Annotated in this window: 17 protein-coding genes and 1 pseudogene; 15 read left to right on the forward strand and 3 right to left on the reverse strand. The window is 71.3% G+C overall.

Features of this window, described 5'->3' with window-relative positions; translation table 11 throughout:
- The 8 genes and pseudogenes from ABFT23_RS04990 to ABFT23_RS05025 all read left to right on the forward strand — a co-directional run.
- Positions 1–226 (forward strand): annotated as a pseudogene (locus ABFT23_RS04990) (sugar ABC transporter substrate-binding protein); the annotation flags it as partial.
- Positions 227–238: 12 nt separating this feature from the next.
- The gene (locus ABFT23_RS04995) at positions 239–1,414 is read left to right on the forward strand and encodes a Gfo/Idh/MocA family protein (RefSeq protein WP_347893061.1); all 1,176 of its coding nucleotides are present in this window, start codon (positions 239–241) and stop codon (positions 1,412–1,414) included.
- Positions 1,411–2,580, forward strand: coding sequence for a xylose isomerase (gene xylA, locus ABFT23_RS05000; protein WP_347893062.1), 1,170 nt, complete (start codon positions 1,411–1,413; stop codon positions 2,578–2,580). Before ABFT23_RS04995 ends, xylA begins: the two co-directional genes overlap by 4 nt.
- 192 nt (positions 2,581–2,772) lie before the next feature.
- The gene (locus ABFT23_RS05005) at positions 2,773–10,266 is read left to right on the forward strand and encodes a ThuA domain-containing protein (protein ID WP_347893063.1); all 7,494 of its coding nucleotides are present in this window, start codon (positions 2,773–2,775) and stop codon (positions 10,264–10,266) included.
- Between the two features lie 239 nt (positions 10,267–10,505).
- Positions 10,506–11,513, forward strand: a complete 1,008-nt coding sequence (locus tag ABFT23_RS05010) for a sugar phosphate isomerase/epimerase family protein (protein WP_347893064.1) — start codon at positions 10,506–10,508, stop codon at positions 11,511–11,513.
- On the forward strand, positions 11,510–12,424 hold the full coding sequence (locus ABFT23_RS05015) for a helix-turn-helix transcriptional regulator (RefSeq protein ID WP_347893065.1): 915 nt from the start codon (positions 11,510–11,512) through the stop codon (positions 12,422–12,424). The genes ABFT23_RS05010 and ABFT23_RS05015 overlap by 4 nt, the downstream gene beginning before the upstream one ends.
- Positions 12,421–13,809, forward strand: coding sequence for a xylulokinase (xylB, locus tag ABFT23_RS05020; RefSeq protein ID WP_347893066.1), 1,389 nt, complete (start codon positions 12,421–12,423; stop codon positions 13,807–13,809). Before ABFT23_RS05015 ends, xylB begins: the two co-directional genes overlap by 4 nt.
- Positions 13,802–14,377, forward strand: a complete 576-nt coding sequence (locus tag ABFT23_RS05025) for a copper resistance CopC family protein (RefSeq protein ID WP_347893067.1) — start codon at positions 13,802–13,804, stop codon at positions 14,375–14,377. The genes xylB and ABFT23_RS05025 overlap by 8 nt, the downstream gene beginning before the upstream one ends.
- 27 nt (positions 14,378–14,404) lie before the next feature.
- Here ABFT23_RS05025 and ABFT23_RS05030 read toward each other — a convergent pair whose 3' ends face one another.
- Positions 14,405–15,115 carry a hypothetical protein gene (locus tag ABFT23_RS05030; protein ID WP_347893068.1) on the reverse strand — a complete coding sequence of 237 codons (711 nt, stop codon included), beginning with the start codon at positions 15,113–15,115 and terminating at the stop codon, positions 14,405–14,407.
- Positions 15,116–15,301: 186 nt separating this feature from the next.
- Between ABFT23_RS05030 and ABFT23_RS05035 the strand changes: the two genes are divergently transcribed.
- Positions 15,302–16,072, forward strand: a complete 771-nt coding sequence (locus tag ABFT23_RS05035; RefSeq protein WP_347893070.1) for a GAF and ANTAR domain-containing protein — start codon at positions 15,302–15,304, stop codon at positions 16,070–16,072.
- 15 nt (positions 16,073–16,087) lie between these two features.
- Here ABFT23_RS05035 and ABFT23_RS05040 read toward each other — a convergent pair whose 3' ends face one another.
- Positions 16,088–16,393, reverse strand: coding sequence for a hypothetical protein (locus ABFT23_RS05040; RefSeq protein WP_347893072.1), 306 nt, complete (start codon positions 16,391–16,393; stop codon positions 16,088–16,090).
- A 382-nt stretch (positions 16,394–16,775) separates the two neighbouring features.
- Here ABFT23_RS05040 and ABFT23_RS05045 point away from each other — a divergent pair, with 382 nt between their 5' ends.
- Genes ABFT23_RS05045 through ABFT23_RS05055 form a run of 3 tightly spaced genes read left to right on the forward strand, consistent with a single transcriptional unit; the run spans position 16,776 to position 18,740 of the window.
- A complete protein-coding gene (locus ABFT23_RS05045) occupies positions 16,776–17,414 on the forward strand; it encodes a biotin transporter BioY (RefSeq protein ID WP_347893073.1) in 639 nt (212 codons plus the stop codon).
- 10 nt (positions 17,415–17,424) lie between these two features.
- Entirely contained in the window at positions 17,425–18,138 is a 714-nt protein-coding gene (locus ABFT23_RS05050; protein WP_347893075.1) for an energy-coupling factor ABC transporter ATP-binding protein, read from the forward strand.
- Positions 18,135–18,740, forward strand: coding sequence for an energy-coupling factor transporter transmembrane protein EcfT (locus tag ABFT23_RS05055; RefSeq protein ID WP_347893076.1), 606 nt, complete (start codon positions 18,135–18,137; stop codon positions 18,738–18,740). Before ABFT23_RS05050 ends, ABFT23_RS05055 begins: the two co-directional genes overlap by 4 nt.
- Positions 18,741–18,760: 20 nt before the next feature.
- Here the strand turns inward: ABFT23_RS05055 and ABFT23_RS05060 are convergent, their stop codons facing one another.
- Complete coding sequence (locus ABFT23_RS05060; protein WP_347893077.1) at positions 18,761–19,684, reverse strand: alpha/beta hydrolase; 924 nt, start codon at positions 19,682–19,684, stop codon at positions 18,761–18,763.
- Between the two features lie 106 nt (positions 19,685–19,790).
- On the opposite strand from ABFT23_RS05060, the gene ABFT23_RS05065 reads away from it, so the two are divergent.
- The 3 genes from ABFT23_RS05065 (at position 19,791) to pntB (ending at position 23,327) form a co-directional block, all read left to right on the forward strand.
- Positions 19,791–20,210: a MarR family winged helix-turn-helix transcriptional regulator gene (locus ABFT23_RS05065; RefSeq protein ID WP_347893079.1), complete on the forward strand. Its 420-nt coding sequence runs from the start codon at positions 19,791–19,793 to the stop codon at positions 20,208–20,210.
- Between the two features lie 157 nt (positions 20,211–20,367).
- On the forward strand, positions 20,368–21,900 hold the full coding sequence (locus ABFT23_RS05070; protein WP_347893081.1) for a Re/Si-specific NAD(P)(+) transhydrogenase subunit alpha: 1,533 nt from the start codon (positions 20,368–20,370) through the stop codon (positions 21,898–21,900).
- Between the two features lie 5 nt (positions 21,901–21,905).
- Positions 21,906–23,327: a Re/Si-specific NAD(P)(+) transhydrogenase subunit beta gene (pntB, locus tag ABFT23_RS05075; protein ID WP_347893083.1), complete on the forward strand. Its 1,422-nt coding sequence runs from the start codon at positions 21,906–21,908 to the stop codon at positions 23,325–23,327.
- The last annotated feature ends 138 nt before the right edge of the window (positions 23,328–23,465 follow it).

Here is a 23,465-nt window from a genome sequence, read left to right on the forward strand (position 1 = left end):
GCAGGTCATGGACGCGATCAAGGCCGACAACTCGGTGCTGAAGGCGACCGTGGTCTACCCCTCGACCCAGGGTGCCGACGGTCTCAAGCTCGCTCGTCTGCTGGCCCAGCAGAAGAACGTCTCGGACCTGGTCGAGGTCGAGGTGCCCCGCACGGTGCAGCTCTACGCCCCGGTCGTGACCTCGGAGAACGTCGACACCTACCTGCCGACCGCCTTCGTCTCCTGAGAGGTCTGCCTCGTGAGCACCCCGCACCTCAACGTCGCGATGGTGGGCCACTCCTTCATGGGGGCCGCCCACTCCCAGGCGTGGCGCACCGCGGGCCGGTTCTTCGACCTGCCGCTGAACCCCCTCATGCAGGTCCTGGGCGGCCGCGACCCCGAGCGCACGGCTGCCGCCGCTCAGCGGCTGGGCTGGCGCGACGTCGACACGGACTGGCGTCACCTCGTCACCCGTGACGACGTCGACCTCGTCGACATCTGCACCCCCGGCGACACCCACGCCGAGATCGCGATCGCCGCGCTCGAGGCCGGCAAGCACGTCTTGTGCGAGAAGCCGCTGGCCAACACCGTCGCCGAGGCCGAGGCCATGGCGGCGGCCGCTCACGAGGCAGCCCGACTCGGCGTGCGCGCCATGGTCGGCTTCACCTACCGCCGGGTGCCCGCCGTGGCCCTCGCGCGCCAGCTGGTCACCGAGGGACGCATCGGCGAGGTCCGCCACGTGCGGGCCCAGTACCTCCAGGACTGGATCGCCGACCCCGAGGCGCCCATGTCGTGGCGCCTCGACAAGGACAAGGCCGGGTCCGGCGCCCTGGGTGACATCGGCGCCCACATCATCGACCTCGCCCAGCACATCACCGGCGACGACATCGCCGAGGTCTCGGCGCGACTCGAGACCTTCGTCAAGGAGCGGCCCGTCGCCGCCGAGCACGCCGGCCTGGCCGGCGTGGCGGCGGCGTCGGCCGAACGCGTGCCGGTCACCGTCGACGACGCCGCCATGTTCCTCGCCCGCTTCCGCGGGGGAGCGGCCGGCGTCTTCGAGGCCACCCGCTTCGCCACCGGCCGCAAGAACGCCATCCGCATCGAGATCAACGGCTCACGCGGCAGCCTCGCCTTCGACTTCGAGGACATGAACGTCCTGGAGTTCTTCGACGCCAGCGAGCCCGACGAGACCGCCGGCTTCCGCCGCATCCAGGTCACCGAGCCCGGCCACCCCTACGTGGGCGCGTGGTGGCCCCCCGGCCACGGCCTCGGCTACGAGCACGGCTTCACCCACCAGGCCGTCGACCTCGTCAACGCCATCGCCCAGGGCACCCAGCCCACCCCCACCTTCGACGACGGCCTGCGCGTGCAGCGCGTGCTCGCCGCCGTCGAGAGCAGTTCCGACACCCGTACCTGGCAGGAGATCCCCGTATGAGCACCGACAACTACCAGCCCCGTCCCGAGGACAAGTTCTCGTTCGGTCTGTGGACCGTGGGTTGGGACGGCACCGACGTGTTCGGCCCGGCGAGCCGGCCGCCGTTGGACCCGGTGGAGAGCGTGTACAAGCTGGCCGAGCTGGGTGCGGCGGCGGTGACGTTCCACGACGACGACCTGCTGCCCGACGACGGCACGCGCGACAAGACGTTGGAGCGCTACGAGACCGCGCTGTCCGAGACGGGTCTGGTGACCGAGATGGTGACCACGAACCTGTTCAGCCACCCGGTGTTCAAGGAGGGTGGTCTGACGGCGAACAACCGTGAGGTGCGTCGGTACGCGACGGCGAAGGTGTTGCGCAACATCGATCTCGCGGCGCACCTGGGTGCGAAGACGTTCGTGATGTGGGGTGGTCGTGAGGGTGCCGAGCACGGTGCCAGCAAGAACATCCCGGCGGCGTTGGAGCGGATGAAGGACGCGCTGGACCTGGTGTGTGGCTATGTGCGTGAGCAGGGCTACGACATGCGGTTCGCGCTCGAGCCGAAGCCGAACGAGCCTCGGGGCGACATCCTGCTCCCCACGATCGGTCACGCGATCGCGTTGATCAGCGAGCTGGAGCACCCCGAGATGGTGGGGGTGAACCCGGAGGTCGGTCACGAGGAGATGGCGGGGCTGAACTTCGCGCACGGGATCGCGCAGGCGTTGTGGCACGACAAGCTGTTCCACGTTGACCTGAACGGTCAGCACGGTCCGCGCTTCGACCAGGACCTGCGTTTCGGTGCGGGCAACCTGCGGGGTGCGTTCTGGACCGTGGACACGTTGTTGGGTGCGGGTGGTCTCTCGCCGGCCTACGACGGTTATCTCCACTTCGACTTCAAGCCGCCGCGGGCCGAGGGTCTCGACGGGGTGTGGGAGTCGGCGCGTGGGTGCATGCGCAACTACCTGGTGCTGCGTGAGCGGGCGTTGGCGTTCCGGGCCGATCCCGAGGTCCAGGCTGCGGCCGAGGCTGCGGGTGTGGGTGAGCTGTCGACGCCGACCGTGGCCGAGGGCGAGTCCCTGGCTGCGGTGCGTGAGGCCTCCTACGACATCGACACCCTGGCCGCGCGCAGCGTGGGTCTCGAGGCCCTCGACCAGCTCGCCATGGACCACCTGCTCGGCGCCCGCTGAGCCACCCGCCCTGCCGGCGTCGTCCTCGGACGACGCCGGCAGAGCCCTCGATCGCACCACCCGCACCACCCGAAGAGCTGCACCACCCGTAGGACCGCACCACCCGCACCACCGCACGACAGGGGCCGAACGCCCGGGGACCCGCCCCGGAACACGAGGGAGCGCATCCCGTCACCAACGAAGGAGTTCGTGATGAACCACCTCATCACGCGGCTGAGGAAGGGCTCGCGCCTCGCGCTCGGCTCGTCCCTGGCCACGATCGTGGCGTTGCCATTGGGCGCCACGGTCGGCCTCGGACTGACCGCCCCGGCGGCCGGTGCCGCGGTGCCCGAAGCGACGGCCCCCGCGGTCGCCGCAGCACCCGAGACGCCCGGCGAGTCCGGCGACCACGGCGACCACGACCACGGCACGTCCCAGACCCTCGACGAGGCGCTCGGCCGCTCGCCCGAGTCGGTCCCGTTGAGCAAGGCCGTGCCGTGGACCGCCGACGAGGCAGCGACGGCGAAGGCCGACGACTCCTTCGACGCGCTCGTCTTCTCCAAGACCGCCGCGTTCCGGCACGACAACATCGGCGCCGCGACCACCGCGATCCAGAAGCTCGCCACCGACAACAACTTCCGCGTGACGGTGTCCGAGGACAGCTCGGTCTTCACCGACGCGAACCTCGCGCAGTACGAGGTCGTCATCTTCCTGAGCACCACCGGTGACGTGCTCAACGACGTGGAGCAGGGCGCGTTCGAGCGCTACATCCGCGCCGGCGGTGGCTACGCGGGCATCCACGCGGCCTCCGACACCGAGTACTCCTGGCCCTGGTACGGCAACCTGGTCGGCTCCTACTTCAACAACCACCCGGCGGGCACGCCCACCGCGACCGTCAAGGTCGAGGACCCCGCGCACCCGTCCACCGCCGGCATCGAGCCGCGCTGGGAGCGCACCGACGAGTGGTACAACTTCCGCACCAACCCGCGCGGCAAGGTGCACGTGCTCGCCTCCATGGACGAGACCACCTACGCCCCCGGCGGCGGCGCGATGGGTGCCGAGCACCCGATCGCCTGGTGCCAGAACTACGACGGCGGCCGCAGCTGGTACACCGGCATGGGTCACACGGTCGCCTCGTTCTCCGACGCCAAGTTCCTGGGCCACATCCTCGGCGGTATCAAGACCGCTGCCGGTGTGCTCCCCGCGGACTGCACGGCCACCCTCGAGCCCAGCTTCGAGAAGGTCGCGCTCGACGAGAACACCTCGAACCCGATGGAGCTCGACATCGCCGACGACGGCCGTGTCTTCTACATCGACCGCAACGGTGCCGTGCGCATCATCAAGCCCAACGGCAGCGTGGTGACCGCGGGCACCGTCCCGGTCTACACGGGTCAGGAGTTCGGCCTGCTGGGCATCGCCCTCGACCCGAACTTCGCGACGAACAACTACGTCTACCTGTACTACTCCCCGTCGGGGACGGTGCCGACCGACCGCGTCGCGCGCTACACGATGTCCGGCGACACCATGCCGCTCAACACCGCGACGACGATCATCGACATCCCCACGCAGCGCGACCAGTGCTGCCACGCGGGTGGCGCGATCGAGTTCGACAAGGACGGCAACCTCTACATCGCCACGGGTGACAACAGCAACCCGTTCGACTCGGGCGGCTACTCGCCGATCGACGAGCGCGCCGGCCGCAGCGCCTGGGACGCCCAGCGCACCTCGGCCAACACCAACGTGCTCAACGGCAAGGTCCTCAAGATCAAGCCGCAGGCCACCGGTGGCTACACCATCCCGGCCGGCAACCTCTTCGACGAGGCCCAGGACACCCAGCAGAAGACGCGCCCCGAGATCTACGCCATGGGCTTCCGCAACCCGTTCCGCATCGGCCTCGACGAGCAGAACAACAAGCTCCTCGTCGCCGACTACGGCCCGGACGCCGGCTCCGTCAGCGCCACCCGTGGACCCAACGGCCGCGTCGAGTGGAACATCCTCGACCAGCCCGGCAACTACGGCTGGCCCTACTGCGTCGGCAACAACACGCCGTACAACGACTACAACTTCGCCAGCAGCACCGCCGGCGCGACCTTCAACTGCGCGGCCCCGGTCAACGACTCGCCCAACAACACGGGTCTGACCAACCTGCCGCCGGCCAAGCCCGCGGTGATCTGGCAGAGCAACAACGCCTCGATCACCGGCACGCCGGAGATCGGCGCCAGCGGCGCCCCGATGACGTCGGGCACCTACGACTTCAACCCCGACCTCGTCTCCGACCGCAAGTGGCCGGCCTACTTCGACAGCAAGGCGATCTGGGCGGACTGGAACAACAACCGCCTCTTCACCGTGCAGATGAACCAGACGGGCACCAACTACACCGACATCAACCGGTTCCTGCCGAGCCTGCAGATGTCGCGTCCGCACGCCCTGCAGTTCGGCCCGGACGGCGCCCTCTACATGATCGAGTGGGGCAGCGGCTTCAACGGCAACAACACCGACTCCGGCGTCTACCGGATCGACTACGTCGAGGGCAACCGGGCCCCGGTGGCCCGTGCGACGACCGACAAGACCTCCGGTCCCGCGCCGCTGACCGTCGCCTTCGACGGCCGCACCTCGTTCGACCCCGACACCGGTGACGCCACCGGCCTCACCTACGCCTGGGACTTCACCGGCGACGGCACGGTCGACGCCACCACGCCGCAGGCCTCGTTCACCTACACCGCGGCGGGCAACTACACCGCACGACTGACGGTGACCGACGAGGGTGGCCGCACGGCCACCACCAACATCGACATCGTGGCCGGCAACACCGCGCCGACGGTGAAGCTGACGGTGCCGCTGAACGGCGGGTTCTTCGAGTTCGGCGACTACGTGCGCTACAACGTCACGGTCACCGACCCCGAGGACGGCACGATCGACTGCAACAAGGTCATCGTCCAGCCCGCCCTCGGTCACGACGAGCACTCGCACGGCTACGAGCAGTACCGCGGTTGCTCGGGTGTCGTCCCGATCCCCGGTGACGCCGGCCACGTCGGCGCCAACATCTTCGGCGTCCTCACCGCGTCCTACACCGACAACGGCAAGGCCCCCGCGGCCGCGCTGACCAGCGTCGACGGCGTCGTCCTCCACACGAACAAGAAGGAGGCCGAGTTCTTCGACGAGACCGGACGCACCGGCACCTCGACGACCGGCACCCCCGGCGTCGTGACCCAGACCACCACCGACACCGACGGCGGCCTCAACGTCACCGGTATCGAGGCTGGTGACTGGTTCGGGTGGGACGTCATGAACCTGACGAACATCAGCGGCGTGACCATGCGCGTTGCCTCGACCACCGCCACGGCGGCGTTCGAGATCCGCCAGGGCTCGCCCACCGGCACTGCGATCGCCACCGTGGCGGTCCCGAACACCGGCGGCGCGCAGACCTACCAGAACGTCACGGTCCCGTTCACGAACCCGTCGTTGACCAGCCAGCCCCTGTACGTCGTCGCCACCACCGGCGGCGCCAACGTCAACTGGCTGAACTTCAACGGTCGTGGCGTCAGCGACAACAAGCCGCCCGCGGTCGCCATCACGGCCACCCCGCTGCGCGGTGAGGCGCCCCTGCCGGTGCAGTTCGCCAGCACGGTCACCGACCCCGAGAACGACACGCCGGTGACCTACGCGTGGACCTTCGGTGACAACACCAGCTCCACCGAGGCCAACCCGTCGCACACCTACACGGCGCCGGGCAAGTACGTCGCCACCCTGGTCGTCACCGACGCGCGTGGTGCCAAGACCACGCGGACGACGGAGATCACCGTCACCCGTGCCGCCGACACCTGCCTCAACGGCCGGTCGGACGACTTCCTGGGGGCCGAGCTCGACACGACCCGGTGGAACAAGACGGTGCGGCTCGACCAGGGCCTGACCGTCGCCGACGGGACGCTCAGCATCCCGCTCACCAACAGCGACATCTACCAGGGCACGAACACGACCCCGAACATCGTCCTGCAGGACCTGCCGTCCGGGGCGTTCGAGGTCACCACCAAGGTCACGGTGCCCGCGGTCCGCGGCTACCAGCAGGGCGGCCTGATCATCTACGGCGACGACAACAACTACCTGAAGCTCGTCTACTCGGGTCGTTCGACCGCCGCGGCCGGCAGCAAGGCCGCCAACGTCATCCAGTTCGCCAAGGAGGTCAACGCCACCGCGTCGGAGACCAACTCCACCAACCTCGGTGCGACGTTCCCCGACACCGTGTGGCTGCGGATGACCAGCACCGACGGCAACGTCGTCACGCCGTCCTACAGCACCGACGGTGCGACCTTCGTGCCGATCACCACGTCGAGCGGCAACGCCGCACCGCGTGACCTGACCGGCATCACGGCGCCCAAGGTCGGTCTGCTCGGCCTCGGCAGCACCGCGGCCGGCGCGGCCGACAACATCCAGGCGAAGTTCGACTACTTCACCATCACCCCGGACGACACGGCGACCCCGTGCAACTCGGGCAACACCTGCCTGGACAGCTTCGACGGCAACGCCCTGGGCAGCACCTGGGAGGTCGTGCGTCCGACCGGCAACATCACCGTCGGCGGCGGCAACCTCACCATCCCGATGGCCGGCACCGACCTCTACCAGACCACCAACACCACGGGCGACCTGGTGCTGCGTGACCTGCCGAGCGGGCCGTTCCAGCTCGTCACCAAGGTGACGGCGCCGATCAACCGGCAGTACCAGCAGGCCGGTCTGATCATCTACGGCGACGACAACAACTACATCAAGCTCGTGGCCCAGGGCCGCAGCGCGTCGCCCGATGCCGCCTCCAACATCATCCAGCTCACCAAGGAGCTCAACGCGACCGCGACCGAGGCCAACACCTCGGGCCTGGGCGCGAGCTTCCCCTCCACCGTGTGGCTCCGGCTGAACAGCACCGACGGCACCGCCATCACCGGTGAGTACAGCACCGACGGTGTCACGTGGACGGCGATGCCCCGAGGCTTCGACCTGACCGGGATCACCAACCCGCGGGTGGGCGTCACGGCGTTCGCCAACAACGCGGCGGCGGCGACGATCTCGGCACAGTTCGACTCCTTCGAGCTCGTCTCCGACGCCTGCGCGACCGACCCGGGTTGCGTGGTCACCGACCAGTTCGGTGGCAACGCCCTCGGCAGCGGCTGGACGACGGTGCGCCCGAGCGGCAACCTCACCGTCTCCGGTGGCTCGGTCAAGATCCCGATGGAGGCCACGGACCTCTACCAGACCACGAACACCACCCGCGACGTGGTCCTGACCGCGCTGCCCACCGGACCGTTCGTGGCCACCACCAAGGTCACGGCGCCGATCAACCGGTCGTTCCAGCAGGCCGGACTGATCATCTACGGCGACGACGACAACTACATCAAGCACGTCATCCAGGGCCGTAGTGACCAGCCGGACGCCGCGTCGAACGTCGTCCAGATGGCCAAGGAGCTCAACGCGACGACGCCGGAGACCAACTCTCCTGCGCTCGGAGCCGACTTCGGCACCACCACCTGGCTTCGACTGACCAGCACCAACGGCACCGACGTGGTGGGCTCCTACAGCCGTGACGGCGTGACCTGGACGAACATGTCCTCCGGCTACGACCTCACGGGCATCACCAGCCCGCGCATCGGACTGCTCTCGGCGGCCAACTCCACGGCCGGCGCGGGCATCACGGCCAGCTTCGACTTCTTCACCCTGGGTAGCGACGACTCGTGCGACCCGGGCACTGACGAGCCGGGCGACACCACGGCGCCGACGACGACGATCACCATCCCCGCGGCCACCGGCCAGGGCGGCTGGTACACCGTGCGTCCGTCGTTCACCCTGGCGGCCACCGACGAGGCGGGCGGGTCGGGCATCGGCTCGACCGAGTACCGCATCGCCGGCGGCGCCTGGACGCCGTACACCGCGGCGGTCTCCGTGACCGGCGAGGGTGACCGTCTCATCGAGTACCGCTCGACCGACAAGGCCGGCAACGCCGAGGCGATCAAGTCGCAGACGGTCAAGATCGACACCGTCGTCCCGACCGTGACCGGCACCGTGGCGGGCGAGGCGACCAAGTCGCTGACCCTGGCCGGCGCCGACGCGACCTCGGGCGTGGCCCGGGTGGAGTACCAGATCGGCACCGCGACGACGTGGACGGCGTACACCGCGCCGATCGCGTTCGACCAGCCCGGCTCGTACGAGGTGCGCTACCGCGCCGTCGACAACGCCGGCAACATCTCCAACGTCGGCACCACCACCGTGGTCGTCGACGACGAGGAGCCGCCGGTCGACGAGACGGCACCGGAGGTCGACGCCACCGTGCTCGGCTCCTACGCCGGTACGGTGCTCGACCAGGCCAGCACGGGCGTCGGTGGCACCGCCACCCTCGTCTCGGAGGCCGATGGCACCGGATACACCACCACGGCGAAGCTGCAGCTCACGGGTCTGCTGCCGGACCAGAACTACGAGTCGCACCTGCACGTCGGCACCGACTGCGGCGGTTTCGAGGGTCACTACCGTGACGACGAGGCCGGCGCCGGTACCCCGCCGAACGAGCTGTGGCCCACCAACCCCGGTTGGGTCGCCGGTTCGGGCGAGCCGCGCATCAAGGCGGCGGCTGACGGCACGTCGTACGCGGAGGCCACGGTCCCGTGGGCGCCGCGGATCGAGGGTGGGATCTTCGCGATCCACCGCGACGGCGCGATCATCGGCTGCATCGACCTCGAGCTGACCGGCCCGGGCACCGTCGTGCTCGACGCCACGGACGACGTCGAGGTCACCTCGTTCACCTACCAGGTGGACGGCGGGACCAAGACCGACTACGCGGCACCGTTCACGATCTCCGAGCCCGGCACCCACGTGGTGTCGTACACGGCGAGCGACGCGGCGGGCAACGAGACGACCGACGAGTTCGAGGTCGTCGTCCCCGAGGGCGAGCAGCCCGAGCCGGAGGCGCCCAGCGTCACCATGACCACGGCGCCGACGGCGCCCGACGGTCGCGGTGGCTGGTACACCTCGCCGGTCACCATCACCCTCGCGGGTGCCGGTGGCGACGGCGCGCTGAGCGTCGAGTACCGACTCGGCGACGGCGCGTGGACGGCGTACACCACGCCGATCAAGGTGACGAAGGACGGCACGACGCAGGTCCGGGCCCGGGCGCGGGACGCCGCGGGCACGGTCTCCGAGGTCGTGTCCCGGACGATCAAGCTCGACGCCACGGCGCCGCGCCTGACCATCGCCGGGATCGTCAACGGCCAGGAGATGGCCGCTGCCGGCCAGCGCACCGCCACGGTCACCACGACCGACGCGACGTCGGGGATCGCCTCGCGCGTGATCCGGCTCGACGGCAAGGTCGTGGGCTCGCCGGTCCGCCTCGACGCCGTGGCCCTGAAGGTCGGTACCCACCGCCTCCAGGTCACGGTCACCGACAAGGCGGGCAACCAGCAGACGCGCACGATCACCTTCCGGGTGGTCGCGACGTACGCCGGTGGCAAGGGCCTGGTCACCAGGCTCGACCGCGAGAACAAGATCGGGACCAAGGTCGCCAAGGCCCTGAAGCAGGACCTGAATGCCGCACAGAAGGCCGACAAGCGCGGTGCGGACAAGCAGGCCCGACAGGCCCTGACCCGGTTCCAGCAGAAGGTGAACGGGCTCGGCAACGCGCAGGCGAAGGCTGCCCTGCGCGAGCTGCAGCGACAGCTGCGAGCGCAGCTCTAGCCGAGCACGAGATAGATCGTCCGTAGGGGATCCGGCCGCCGGCACCGCGAGGTGCCGGGACCGACCGCCCACAGGATCGGCCCTGTGGGTCGGCCGGTGGCCGGGTCCCCGACCGGGCGGGGGCGTGGCCACGGCCGCGCCCCGCGGCCGACGCCGGGACAGTGCGCTCCGTCCCGGCGTCGGTCCGCACCGCACCACCCGTCGACCAGTTCCGAGCACCACCGACCCGAGGAGCCCCGATGCCCCGCCCGATCACGTTGTTCACCGGCCAGTGGGCCGATCTGCCGTTCGAGGAGGTGTGTCGGCTGGCTTCGGAGTGGGGTTATGACGGTCTGGAGATCGCGTGCTGGGGGGATCATCTCGATCCGTGGCGGGCGGCGGAGGACGACGCGTACGTGCAGTCGAAGCTGGACGTGTTGGAGAAGCACGGGTTGAAGGTGTGGGCGATCTCGAACCACTTGAAGGGTCAGGCGGTGTGTGATGACCCGATCGATGGTCGGCACCAGGCGATCCTGCCTCCGCAGGTGTGGGGTGATGGTGATGCCGAGGGTGTGCGTCAGCGTGCGGCTGAGGAGATGAAGCTGACGGCTCGTACGGCGCAGCGTCTGGGTGTCGACACGGTGGTCGGGTTCACGGGTAGTTCGATCTGGAAGTACGTGGCGATGTTCCCGCCGGCGACCGAGGAGATGGTGGCGGCGGGGTATCGCGATTTCGCGGATCGGTGGAACCCGATCTTGGACGTGTTCGACGAGTGTGGGGTGCGGTTCGCGCACGAGGTGCACCCGAGTGAGATCGCTTATGACTACTGGACGACGGTGGCGACGTTGGAGGCGATCGGGCATCGCGAGGCGTTCGGGTTGAACTGGGACCCGTCGCACTTCGTGTGGCAGGACCTGGATCCGGTGGGGTTCATGTGGGACTTCCGGGATCGGATCTATCACGTGGATTGCAAGGATGCGAAGCGTCAGGTGGGTAACGGGCGTAATGGTCGTCTGGGGTCGCACCTGCCGTGGGCTGATCCGCGTCGTGGGTGGGACTTCGTCTCGACCGGGCATGGTGACGTGCCGTGGGAGGCGTCTTTTCGGATGTTGAACACGATCGGGTACGAGGGTCCGATCTCGGTGGAGTGGGAGGACGCCGGGATGGATCGTCTGGTGGGTGCTCCGGAGGCGCTGGAGTTCGTGCGTCGGCTGGCGTTCGACCCGCCCTCGGCTGCGTTCGACGCCGCCTTCTCCACCACGTCGTGAGCACGGTCGACACGCCGGTCGACCTGCGCACCCGCCGACTCGAGCTCCGGCTGACGGCGTCCGAGGTCGCGAGCGCGCTGGGCGTGCACACCGCGACCGTGCTCCGTTGGGAGCGGGGCGTCCGGCTGCCGGGCGCCGACGTCGTCGCCGGGCTCGCCCAGGCCCTCGAGACCGAGCGCGACGCCGTCGCCGCGTTCTTCAGCGCGCACCGCTCGCCGGCAGCGCCGGCGACCCGGGTCCGGGCGACCGGGCTCCGGGCGCTGCGCCGCGAGCGGGGCTGCACCGCCGGCGAGGTCGCCTCCTCGCTCGGCGTCCCGGTGGCCACGGTCTTCAACTGGGAGTCCGGCCGAGCCGGCCTGCCGCTCGACCTGCTGCCCCGTCTGCAGACCGTGCTGGGGATGACCGGCCCCGGTGGTGCCGACCAGCTGGTCGCCCTGCTCCGTCGCCGGCGCGAGCCCGTGCCCACGCGTCGCTCGCCGGTCCGCAGCGCCCGGCGTAGCCGCGGCTGGTCGCAGGACCGGCTCGCCGCCGAGGTCGGCGTCTCGCGCCACCTCGTCGGCCGCTGGGAGCGCGGCGACGCGCCGCAGATCGGGCACCAGCGCCACCTCGCGCGGGCCCTCGGCCTCGACCTCGCCGTCGTCGCCGGGTGGTTCGGCACGCCGCCGCCCCACGGTCTGCGCCCGGTGTGCTGGCAGCCCGGCGACCTCCCGCGCGTGCTCACCGACCTGCGCCGCTGGAGCGACCTGCGCCAGAGCGACGTTGCCCGATACTGCGGACGCTCGCCCGCGACCGTGCGAGCCTGGGAGACCGGTCGCGCCCTGCCACCGCGCTCCCAGCGCGACCGACTGGCGGCCCTGTACCGCCTGCCCGCCGGCGCCCTCGACGCCACCCTTCCCGGAGGTACCCCATGACGCTCGTGCTCGGCATCGACTCCTCGACCCAGTCGACCAAGGCCGTCCTCGTCGACGCCGACGACGGCACCGTCGTCGAGTCCCGGACGGCGCCGCACCCGCCCGGCACCGAGGTGGACCCGCGCGCGTGGCTGGCGGCCTACGACCAGGCCGCCGGCCCGCTGGTCGACCGGGCGCAGGCCGTCGCGGTCGCCGGCCAGCAGCACGGCATGGTCGCCCTCGACGCCGCCGGGGAGCCGGTGCGCGACGCGCTGCTGTGGAACGACACCCGCTCGGCGTCGTCGGCCCTCGAGCTCGTCGAGGAGATCGGTGGGCCCCAGGCGTGCGCCGACGCCGTCGGCAGCGTGCTCGTCGCGTCGTTCACCGCCACCAAGCTGCGCTGGCTGCGCGACCACGAGCCCGACGCCGCCCGCCGGGTGGCCCAGGTTCTCCTTCCCCACGACTACGTGTCCCGTCATGTCGCGGCGGCCGGGTCGCGGGCCTTCACCGACCGCGGCGACGCGTCCGGCACCGGCTACTTCGACGCCTCGAGCGGCGAGTGGCGCCACGACCTGCTCGCCAAGGCGCTCGGTCACGAGGCCGAGGTCCCGACCGTGGTGGCCGGCGGCGCCGTCGCCGCGACGACGGAGTCGGGCGCGGTCGTGGGTGCGGGCACCGGCGACAACATGGGCGGGGCCCTCGGGATGTCGCTGGCCCCGGGCGACGTCCTGGTCTCGATCGGCACCAGTGGCGTCGTGTCGATGGTGAGCGGCACCCCGGTCGCCGACGGCACCGGCACGGTGACCGGCTTCGCCGACGCCGAGTCCGGCTTCCTGCCGATGTGCACGACCATGAACGCCGCCGGCGTCCTCGACCTGCAGTCGCGGTGGCTCGGCGTCGACCACGACGAGCTCGCCCGGCTCGCCCTCGAGGCGGCGCCGGGCTCCGGCGGCCTCACCCTGCTGCCCTACTACGGCGGCGAGCGCACCCCCAACCGCCCCGACGCCGTCGGCGTCTGGCACGGTCTACGGCCCTCGACGACGCGCGCCGACCTGGCTCGGGCGGCCTTCGAGGCCCTGCTCTGCTCGCTGGCCGACGCGCTCGACAAGCTCGTCGCGACCACCGGCACCACGCCCTCGCGGCTGATGCTCGTCGGCGGCGCCACCCGCAGCGCGGCGCTGCAGGCCCTCGCCCCGGCGATCCTCGGTCAGCCCGTCGCGCTGCCCGCGCCGGGGGAGTACGTCGCGCTCGGCGCCGCCCGCCAGGCGGCGTGGGCCCTCGCCGGCACGGCGAGCCCGCCGTCGTGGCCGCTCCAGGTTCTCGGCGACCTCCCCGCCCCGAGCGACGACGACCGCTCCGCGGCGGCCGCCGTCCGCGACGCCTACGCGGTCGTGCGCGATGCCTGACGTCTCGGCCGTCGTGCGCTCGGCCCGCCGCATCCCGGCCGTGGTCTGCTCGATGGTCCTCGCCCTGCTGTTCCTGTGGCCGACGCCGGCCGAGGCGCACGACGCCCTGGTGCTCTCCGACCCGGCCGAGGCCGGCGTCGTCACGTCGCTGCCGTCGCGCATGACGCTGACCTTCAGCGGCCCGATCAGCGAGGTGCTCACCCTCGAGCTCGAGGGACCCGACGGCAGCGTCACCAACGGCACCCCGACGGTCGACGAAGCCGAGGTCCGGCAGAACCTCTGGACCGGCCCCGACGGCGACTACGTGCTGACCTACGAGGTGCTCTCCGAGGACGGCCACGAGGTCGGGGGCGAGGTGACCTTCGCCCAGGGTCCGGTGGCCGTGGCCGGCGAGACGCCGTCCGCACCGACCGGCTCGGCGGCCGAGCGGCTCTCGGGTCCGGCGGTCGACTCCGGAGGCTCGTCGAGCGGTCTCGGTGGCGTCGTCGTGCCGGTGCTGCTCGTCGCCGTCGCCGCGGGTCTCTCGCTCGTGGTCGTCGTCCGCAAGCGGCGTGGGGTGGAGGGCTGATCCTTCCGCTGCTCGCTCGGTCGCGTCTCAGCTCAGCGTGAGCGGGCGGGACGTCGAGTTCATGACGTCGTCGTCGGAGTCGAAGATGACCCGGGCCCGGAAAGTCTCACGACCGGGCTTGTTCGGGCCGTTGAACCGGGCCACCCCGCGGGCATCGGTGTAACCGCGGGACACTCGTGCCCATCGCTTTCCCTGCTTCTTCTCGAGGACGACCGTGTTGTAGGAGTCGGTCGTGAAGTAGCCGCGCGGACGCTCTTCCTTCACCGTGACGGCGATCCGATGGCGCTGTCCGGAGGTCGCCTTGATCAGCGTCCTGCTGCGTGGGTATCGAAGGTTGAACGAGGAACCGTCCACGACGTAGTCGAAGCAGTTGTAGTCGTAGTCGCATGCCTCGACCTCAGCCTGGAGCCGGTAACGTCCCGGACGCGGGTCGTCGCACATGAACACCTCCTCGGTGCCGGCACCGTCTGAGCCGTCGCCGTAGACGAATCCCGAGCCGGCCTCGAGCCCGTCCGGGCCGTAGATGTTGATGTCGGCCGAGAAGCCGTCCGTGTACTCCGGAAGTTCGAGGTCGAAGCGGATCGGGTGGAAGTCGCAGTCGTCGTACAGAACGATGCTCGGCGACGTCAGCCCGCCTGCCGCCGACGCGGGAAGCGGCGCCGTTTGGACGAAGAACGCGGTGAGGAGGACGAGGGAGGAAGCGGAGACAAGATTTCGCACTCGCCGAGTGTGGGTCATGGACAGCCTTCTGTACGGCGTTCGCAGAAACCAAGTCGGCAGCCCGATCGATGGGTCGGGAGCCGAGCCTGGCTGGGGCTCTGGGAGACGGGCCCCGGCGGTCAGCCGCCGCCTTCTCACGCCGAGCGCGGACGAACGGTTGTCCCGACGTGGCGAGCGCGATCGCATCCGTGCCAGGGTTCGACCATGAGCACCTCGGACGACGAAGAGGACCGCAGGGAGGAGCGCCGGGCCGACCGCAGCGAGCGGATGGCGGCCGCCGCTCGTGAGCTGCACAGCAGGCTCGGCGACGTCGACGAGGGCATCTACCGCCTCGCGGCCGACCTCGCGGTGGCCAACGTCGACGGGGCCACGGCGGCCGCGGTGAGCATCGTGCGCCGCGACGGCCGGCGACGCCGGGTCGAGACCCGTGGTCCCACCAACGACGAGGCGGCCACGGCCGGCCGGGTGCAGGACGACCTCGAGGAGGGCACGTGCGTGCTCGCGGTCTCGAAGGACCGCTTCGTGCACGCACCCGACTTCCGCTCCGACCCGCGGTTCCCCGCCTGGGGGCCGAGGGTGGCCGCCGAGACGAGCCTGCGCAGCGCCATGTCGTTCCAGCTGTTCACCCACGAGGACACGCTCGGGGCGCTCAGCGTCTACTCCACCGACCCCGGCGGGTTCAGCGCCGCCTCGGTCGACGACGGCGCCGCGCTCGCCGCCCACGTCGCGATCGCCACCGCGGGCTCGGAGACCGTGGCGAACCTGCGGGCCGCGATCGACACCCGGACGGTGATCGGTCAGGCGACCGGCATCGTCATGGAGCGCTACGGCCTCACGGCCCCGGTCGCCTTCGGTCTCCTGGGCCGGATCTCGACCGCGGAGGAGGTCAAGATCCGCCAGCTCGCCGTCGAGATCGTCCACGACGAGCGTGGCCTCACGCCCCGGGACCGTCAGGCGACCCGCGGCCAGAGTTGATGGAGGGGACGGGACTCAGGCCGCGCCGCTCACGAACGCGCCGGCGCCGGCGACGTCGTGCCGCAGGCCGAGCATCCCTAGCTTGCGGGACACGATCGTGTCGGGAGCAGCGACCAGCCGGGCGGTGGTCCGGGCGAGGACGTAGACGGCCGGGCCCGGGAGGTGGGTGACCCCCGTGAGGTCGACGTGCACCGGCACGCCGCGCACGCCGGCGACGACGACGAGGTCGTGCAGCGTCTGGGCGTGGCCGTCGAGACTCCCGACCGCGACGACGACGACGCGGTCGTGGGTGTGGGTGATGGTGACGTTCGGCTCGAGCATGGGCGCACCTGGGGGTCGGCGGGGGAGTGCAGGCCTGTCTGGGTGGTCGCGACCCCGGCACGTGCTCCGGGCCGGGGACGCGGCGCCTCGATCACCCCACGTGCGGGTGGCTCCGCCACCCGGACGCGGCGAGTCACTCGAAGACGGCTCCTACCCTCGGGGTTCACCGGCCCGGGGGCCTCACCTCGGTGGGTGGCGGACCGAGGACCGAGACGGACTGTCGGTGGTCGCCGCGGGAGGGGACAGCGGGGCTGCGGGCCCGGAATGAGATGGTGGCGCGGGTCGCCGCCGACGTGCTGGCAGAGTGTCGGCGTCGAGGCGCCGTCCGAGGCGGCCCGCCGCGCTCGTCGTCGTACCGGAGTCACCCCGCTAGGAGCCTGCCATGACCGACACCACGCCCGAGGTCTCGTCCGACGGTTCGCCCGGCGCCGAGCGGTCTCCCTCCAGGTGGCGGTTCACCCCGACCGACCTCGCCCTGGTCGCGGCGTTCGCCGCGCTCATCGCCGCGCTCACCTACGTGGGCGCCGTGCCGGTGGGCGGCGCCGGCGTGCCGATCACGCTGCAGACCCTTGCGGTGATGCTCGCCGGCTGCCTGCTCGGGCCGGTGCGGGGCGCGGCCGCGGCCCTGCTCTACCTCGCGATCGGCTTCGCCGGGCTGCCGGTCTTCGCCGGTCACACCGGTGGGCCGGGCGTGCTCAGCGAGCCGAGCGTCGGCTACCTGCTCTCGTTCCCGTTCGCCGCCGCCCTGGGCGGCTTCCTCGTGGCCCACGTGGCCCGCTCGGCCCGCACGCGGGCGCTGCCGGTCTTCTTGTGCTCCATCGCGGCGAGCATCCTGGTCATCCACCCGTTCGGCATCGTCGGGCTGATGGTCCGCCTCGACCTGTCGTTCGACGAGGCGTTGAAGATCGACGCCCTCTACTACGTCGGCGACCTGCTCAAGACGACCGTCGTCGCGCTCGTCGTGGCCGAGGTGCACCGGGCGTTCCCGCAGCTGCTGGCCCGTCGCACGGCCCGGCGCTGACCGTTCCTCCGTGGGCACGATCGAGCTCGACGGCGCCGGCGTCGAGGTGCCGGGCGCCGGCGACGCCGATCCGCCGCGTCAGCTCCTGCTGCCCACGACGCTCACGCTGAGCGAGCGCCGCATCGCGGTGATCGGGCCCAACGGCTCCGGCAAGTCGACGCTGGTGCGGCTGCTCAACGGACTGGTGCGCCCGAGCGTCGGGCGGGTCGTCGTCCACGGCGTCGACGTCGGTCGCCACCCGCGGCAGGCGCGCCGCAAGGTCGGGTTCTGCTTCACCGACCCGTCGGCGCAGCTGGTGATGCCCACCTGCGTCGAGGACGTCGAGCTGTCGCTGCGCCGCGACGAGCGCGACGGCACGCGCCGCCGGGCGCGGGCGCTCGCGGCGCTGGCCGAGATGGGCCTGACCGACCAGGCCGAGCAGAGCGTGCACACGCTCAGCGGCGGTCAGAAGCAGCTGCTCGCCCTCGCCGGCGTGCTGGCCACCGGGCCCGAGGTGCTGGTCGCCGACGAACCCACCACGCTGCTCGACCTCGCCAACTCCCGCCGTGTCGCCACCTTGCTGCTCGGCCTGGCGCAGCAGCTCGTGCTGGTCACCCACGACCTCGACCTGGCCCGCCGCTGCGACCGCGCCCTGCTGGTCGCCGACGGCGCCGTCCGGCTCGACGGCGAGCCCGGCGAGGTGGTCGAGGCCTACGTCCGCTCGGTCGAGCAGGACGCGAGGTGAGCACCCCGGTCGCCTTCTACCGCCCGGGCACGACCGTCCTGCACCGGACGCCGGCCGCGGTGAAGCTCGTCGCCCTGCTCATCGTCTCGGTCACGGTCGTCGTGCTGCACGGCCCGGTGCCCACCGCGTCGGGCGCCGGCCTCGCCGTCGTCGCTGCGGTCGTGGCGCGGCTGCCCTGGCGCGCCGCGGCCCGGGCATCGCGCTCGATCGTCGTGATCGCCGTCGTGGCGGCCGCCCTGCAGTGGTGGTGGTACGACGCCGCCACCGCCCTCGAGACCCTCGTCGACCTGCTCGCCCTGTCGCTGCTCGCGCTCGTGCTCACCCTCACCACCTCGGTGGTGGCGCTCGTCGACGTGCTCACCCGGGCGCTGCGACCGCTGCGTCCGCTCGGGGTCGACCCCGACCGGGTCGCCCTCGCGATCATGCTGGCGATCGGCGCGCTGCCGACCATGGTCGTGCTGGCCCGCGAGTCGCGCGACGCCGCCTCGGCCCGCGGCCTCGACCGCAGCGTGCGCGCCCACGTCACGCCGTTCGTCGTCCGTGTGGTCGCCCGGGCGCACGAGACCGGCGACGCGCTCGCGGCCCGGGGCATCGACGACTGACGCGTGCCCGCGCCCGACCCTCAGAGATGGGTGTCGTAGAAGGCCGCGAGGCGCTCGACGGCCTGGTCGACGTAGCGCGGCTCGTCGTACATCTCGTAGTGCCCGGCGCCCTCGACGACCATGAGGTCGACGGCGTTGGGGGCGCGGTCGTAGAGCTCCCGGCCGGCTTCGTACTGACCGGTGACGCCACCCGGTCGTCCGGCGACGACGACCTGCAGGGGTTGGGTGAGCAGCTGCTCGACGAGGTGGAAGGCGTCGAAGCCGATCAGCAGCGAGTCGCTGCGACGCAGGCGTCGGTTGGTCGAGTGCTCGTCGTGGCCGCGCGGCGTCCGGTAGTAGGTGACGGCCTCGGTGGTGTCGCGGTCGGTGAGCCCGGCGGCCTGCGCCTCGGCCGGCGTGTCGGGCAGCCAGGCGACCCGGGCGTCGACGCCCTCGACGACCTCGCGGGTGCGGTCGGCGGCGAGGTCGTCGAGCGCGGCGGCCGCACCCTCCGGAGCCATCGCCGGCGACCGCCACGCCCGGCCCATGTCGGTGGCGACGACGGTGCCGACCGCCGCGATGCGGTGGTCGGTGCGGGCGGCGAAGACCCCGTAGCCACCACCGGCGCAGATGCCGAGCAGGCCGATGCGCCGCGGGTCGACGCCCGGGGTGCGGAGCAGCTCGTCGACGGCGTACGAGACGTCCTCGCTGCGCCGGTAGGGGTCCTCCCGGTCGCGGGGCTCGCCGCTGCTCTCGCCCTGGTGGAGCGGGTCGAAGACCAGCGCCACGTAGCCGCGCCGGGCCAGTCGGGCGGCGTAGTTCGCACCGATCTGACCCTTCACGCTGCTGCCGGGGGTGGAGAGCACGACGGCCGGGAGGCCGCCGGGTGGCACGTCGGCGTCGGGCCGGTAGAGGTCGGCGGCCAGGGTCTGGTCGTCGCGGGGGATCGAGATGTGCTGCGGCATGACTGTCCTCCGGTCCTAGGATCTGACCGTCCGAGGTCGAACAAGTGCAGAACCCGGCTTGTACGAAACTAAACTAATATGAAACTGTACCAGATCGGAGGCCGTCATGCCGGGGAGCGATGCCGCGCAGCTGTGGAAGCTCAACCAACGGCTGCTGACCCGGGTGATGAACGCGGCCGCGCCACGCCTGGCGAGCGTGGGGCTGGAGACCAAGGAGTTCTTCGTGCTCGACGAGGTCGACACCAGCCGCCACCCTGCCGAGCTGGCCGCCACGCTCATGCTGCCGAAGGCCAGCGTCACCGTGTACCTGCGCAACCTCGTCGCGAAGGGGCTCGTCGTCCGCACCATCGACGAGACCGACCTGCGCCGGCACCGCCTGGCCACCACCGACGCCGGCAAGCAGGTGCTCCGCGAGTCGACGGCTGCCCTGGCGGCGGAGTTCGCGGCGATGATGGACCGCCTCGACGACCGCGAGCAGGGCGAGTTCCGCCGCCTGCTCGAGCGGCTCGTGGGCGACGACGGCTGACGTCGCCCGGACCGCCACGTGCGCCACGTTGCCGGTGTGTGAGGGTGCTCACATCGGACAGGTCGTCGAGCGGGAGTGGCGTACGCCACGCTTCCGGTGTCCGACCGGTGCGCGTGTGCAAGGGTGCCGGTCGTTCCCCGCGTGAACAGGAGACGTGATGAGGATCGGGATCCCCCGCGAGTCGAAGGCCGGCGAGACGCTGGTCGCGGCCACGCCCAAGACCGCCGCGCAGCTGGTCGCGCTGGGCTACGAGGTCGTCGTCGAGTCGGGGGCCGGGCTGTCGGCCGACGCCACCGACGAGGCGTTCGCCGCCGCCGGCATCACCGTGACGGGCGCCGACGAGGTCTGGGCGAGTGACCTCGTGGTCAAGGTCAACGCCCCGACGTCCGACGAGGTGGCCCGGCTCGCCGCGGGCACGACCGTCGTCTCGCTGATGGCACCCGGCCTCAACCCCGACCTCGTCGACTCGCTCGTCGAGGCCAAGGTCACCGGGCTGGCGATGGACGCCGTGCCGCGCATCTCGCGGGCCCAGTCGATGGACGTGCTGTCGTCGATGGCCAACGTGGCCGGCTGCCGCGCGGTCGTCGAGGCCGCGCACGCGTTCGGCCGTCAGTTCACCGGCCAGGTCACCGCCGCGGGCAAGGTGCCGCCGGCCCGGGTGTTCGTCGTCGGCGCCGGCGTCGCCGGTCTGGCGGCGATCGGCGCCGCCGGCTCGATGGGCGCGGTCGTGCGCGCGTTCGACGTCCGGCCCGAGGTGGCCGAGCAGGTCGAGTCGATGGGCGCGGCGTTCGTGAGCGTCGAGATGGAGCGCGAGATCTCCTCCGACGGCTACGCCAGGGAGATGACGCCGGAGCAGGTCGCGGCCACCGCGGCGATGTACGACGAGGAGGCGCGCAACGCCGACATCGTCATCACCACCGCGCTGATCCCGGGCCGGCCCGCACCGCAGCTGATCACCGCCGAGACCGTGGCCGCCATGGGCAACGGGTCGGTGATCGTCGACATGGCCGCGGCCAACGGCGGCAACTGCGCCGTCACCGAGACCGGACAGGTCGTGCGCACCAGCAACGGCGTCACCGTGATCGGCTACACCGACCTCGCCGGCCGCCTGGCCGCGCAGACCTCCCAGCTCTACGGCACCAACGTGGTCAACCTGCTCAAGCTGATGACGCCCGCGAAGGACGGCCAGCTCACGCTCGACCTCGACGACGTCGTCGTCCGCGGCATCACCGTCGCCACCGGTGGCGAGTCGATGTGGCCGCCGCCCGCCGTCCAGGTCTCGGCCGCGGCCCCGTCGTCGAGCACGCCGCCGCCGGCCGCACCGGCGCCCGTCGAGAAGGCGCCGCCGTCGCCGGCGCGCCGGTGGGGGCTCGTCGTCGGCCTCCTCGCGTTCTTCCTGGTCACCGCCTACGCCCCGCAGCCGATCCCCGAGCACTTCACCGTGCTCATGCTCTCGGTCGTCATCGGCTACTACGTGATCGGCAAGGTGCACCACGCGCTGCACACGCCGCTGATGAGCGTGACCAACGCGATCTCCGGGATCATCGTGGTCGGCGCCATGCTGCAGATCGGGCTCGACGACCCGGTCATCGTGGTGCTGTCCTTCGTCGCCGTCCTGCTCGCCAGCATCAACGTGTTCGGCGGCTTCGCCGTGACGCGCCGCATGCTCAGCATGTTCTCGAAGGGCTGACCGTCATGAACCTCGATGCCTCCTCGGTCGCCTTCGCGGCCTACCTGGTCGCCGCGCTGCTGTTCATCCTCAGCCTCGCCGGGCTCTCGAAGCACGAGACCGCCCGCAACGGTGTCGCCTACGGCATCGCCGGCATGGCGATCGCGCTCGTGGCGACGCTGTGGCTCGCGATCGACGTCGCCGACGTGGCCGACACCGGCGCGCTGCCCGTCGTCCTGCTGCTCGTCGCGGTGCTCATCGGTGCCGCGATCGGCCTGTGGCGCGCCCGCGTCGTCGAGATGACCGGCATGCCCGAGCTGATCGCGCTCCTGCACTCCTTCGTCGGTCTCGCCGCCGTGCTCGTCGGCTGGAACGGCTACCTGTCCCACCCCGAGCTCGGCCTCGAGTCGCTGAAGGACATCCACAACGCCGAGGTCTTCATCGGCGTCTTCATCGGCGGCGTCACCTTCACCGGCTCGATCGTGGCCAACCTCAAGCTCTCGGCGCGGATGAAGTCCGCACCGTTGATGCTGCCGGGCAAGAACGCCATCAACCTCGGCGCGCTCGGGGCGTTCGTCGTGCTGACGATCTGGTTCGTCGCGACGCCGAACCTGGCGCTGCTGATCGCGGTCACCGTCGTCTCGCTCGCCCTCGGCTGGCACCTCGTCGCCTCGATCGGCGGCGGCGACATGCCCGTCGTCGTCTCGATGCTGAACTCCTACTCGGGGTGGGCCGCGGCGGCGTCCGGGTTCTTGCTGAGCAACAACCTGCTCATCGTCACCGGCGCGCTCGTGGGCTCCTCGGGCGCGTACCTGTCGTTCATCATGTGCCAGGCGATGAACCGCTCGTTCATCTCCGTCATCGCCGGTGGCTTCGGCATCGAGGCGCCGGCCGGCGAGGCGAAGGAGTACGGCGAGCACCGCGAGATCCAGGCCGCCGAGACCGCCGAGCTGCTCGCCGGGGCGTCGTCCGTCGTCATCACCCCGGGCTACGGCATGGCCGTCGCGCAGGCGCAGTACCCGGTCGCCGCGCTCACCGCCGCCCTGCGCGAGCGCGGGGTCGACGTCCGGTTCGCCATCCACCCCGTCGCAGGCCGCCTGCCCGGGCACATGAACGTGCTGCTCGCCGAGGCCAAGGTGCCCTACGACATCGTGCTCGAGATGGACGAGATCAACGACGAGCTCGGCGACGTCGACGTCGTCCTCGTCATCGGCGCCAACGACACCGTCAACCCCGCCGCCCTCGAGGAGCCCGGCTCGCCGATCGCCGGCATGCCCGTGCTCGAGGTCTGGAAGGCCCGCGACGTCGTCGTCTTCAAGCGCTCGATGGCCGTCGGCTACGCCGGCGTCCAGAACCCGCTGTTCTTCCGCGACAACACCCAGATGCTGTTCGGCGACGCCAAGGAGCGCGTCAACGACATCATCGCCGCGCTGCCGGTGCGGGTGTAGGCCGCCGGACGTCGGCCCGGCCCGGCGCGGTACTGGCCGCGCAATCGCGCGCAGAGTGCCACCGATCCGGCCCTCGGGCGGTACTGGCCGCGCGATCGCGCGGAAAGTGCCACCGACGACGATGAGTTCCGGACGCCG

Source organism: Nocardioides secundeburneus, assembly GCF_039939255.1.
In the GTDB taxonomy this organism is placed as follows: Bacteria; Actinomycetota; Actinomycetes; order Propionibacteriales; family Nocardioidaceae; genus Nocardioides.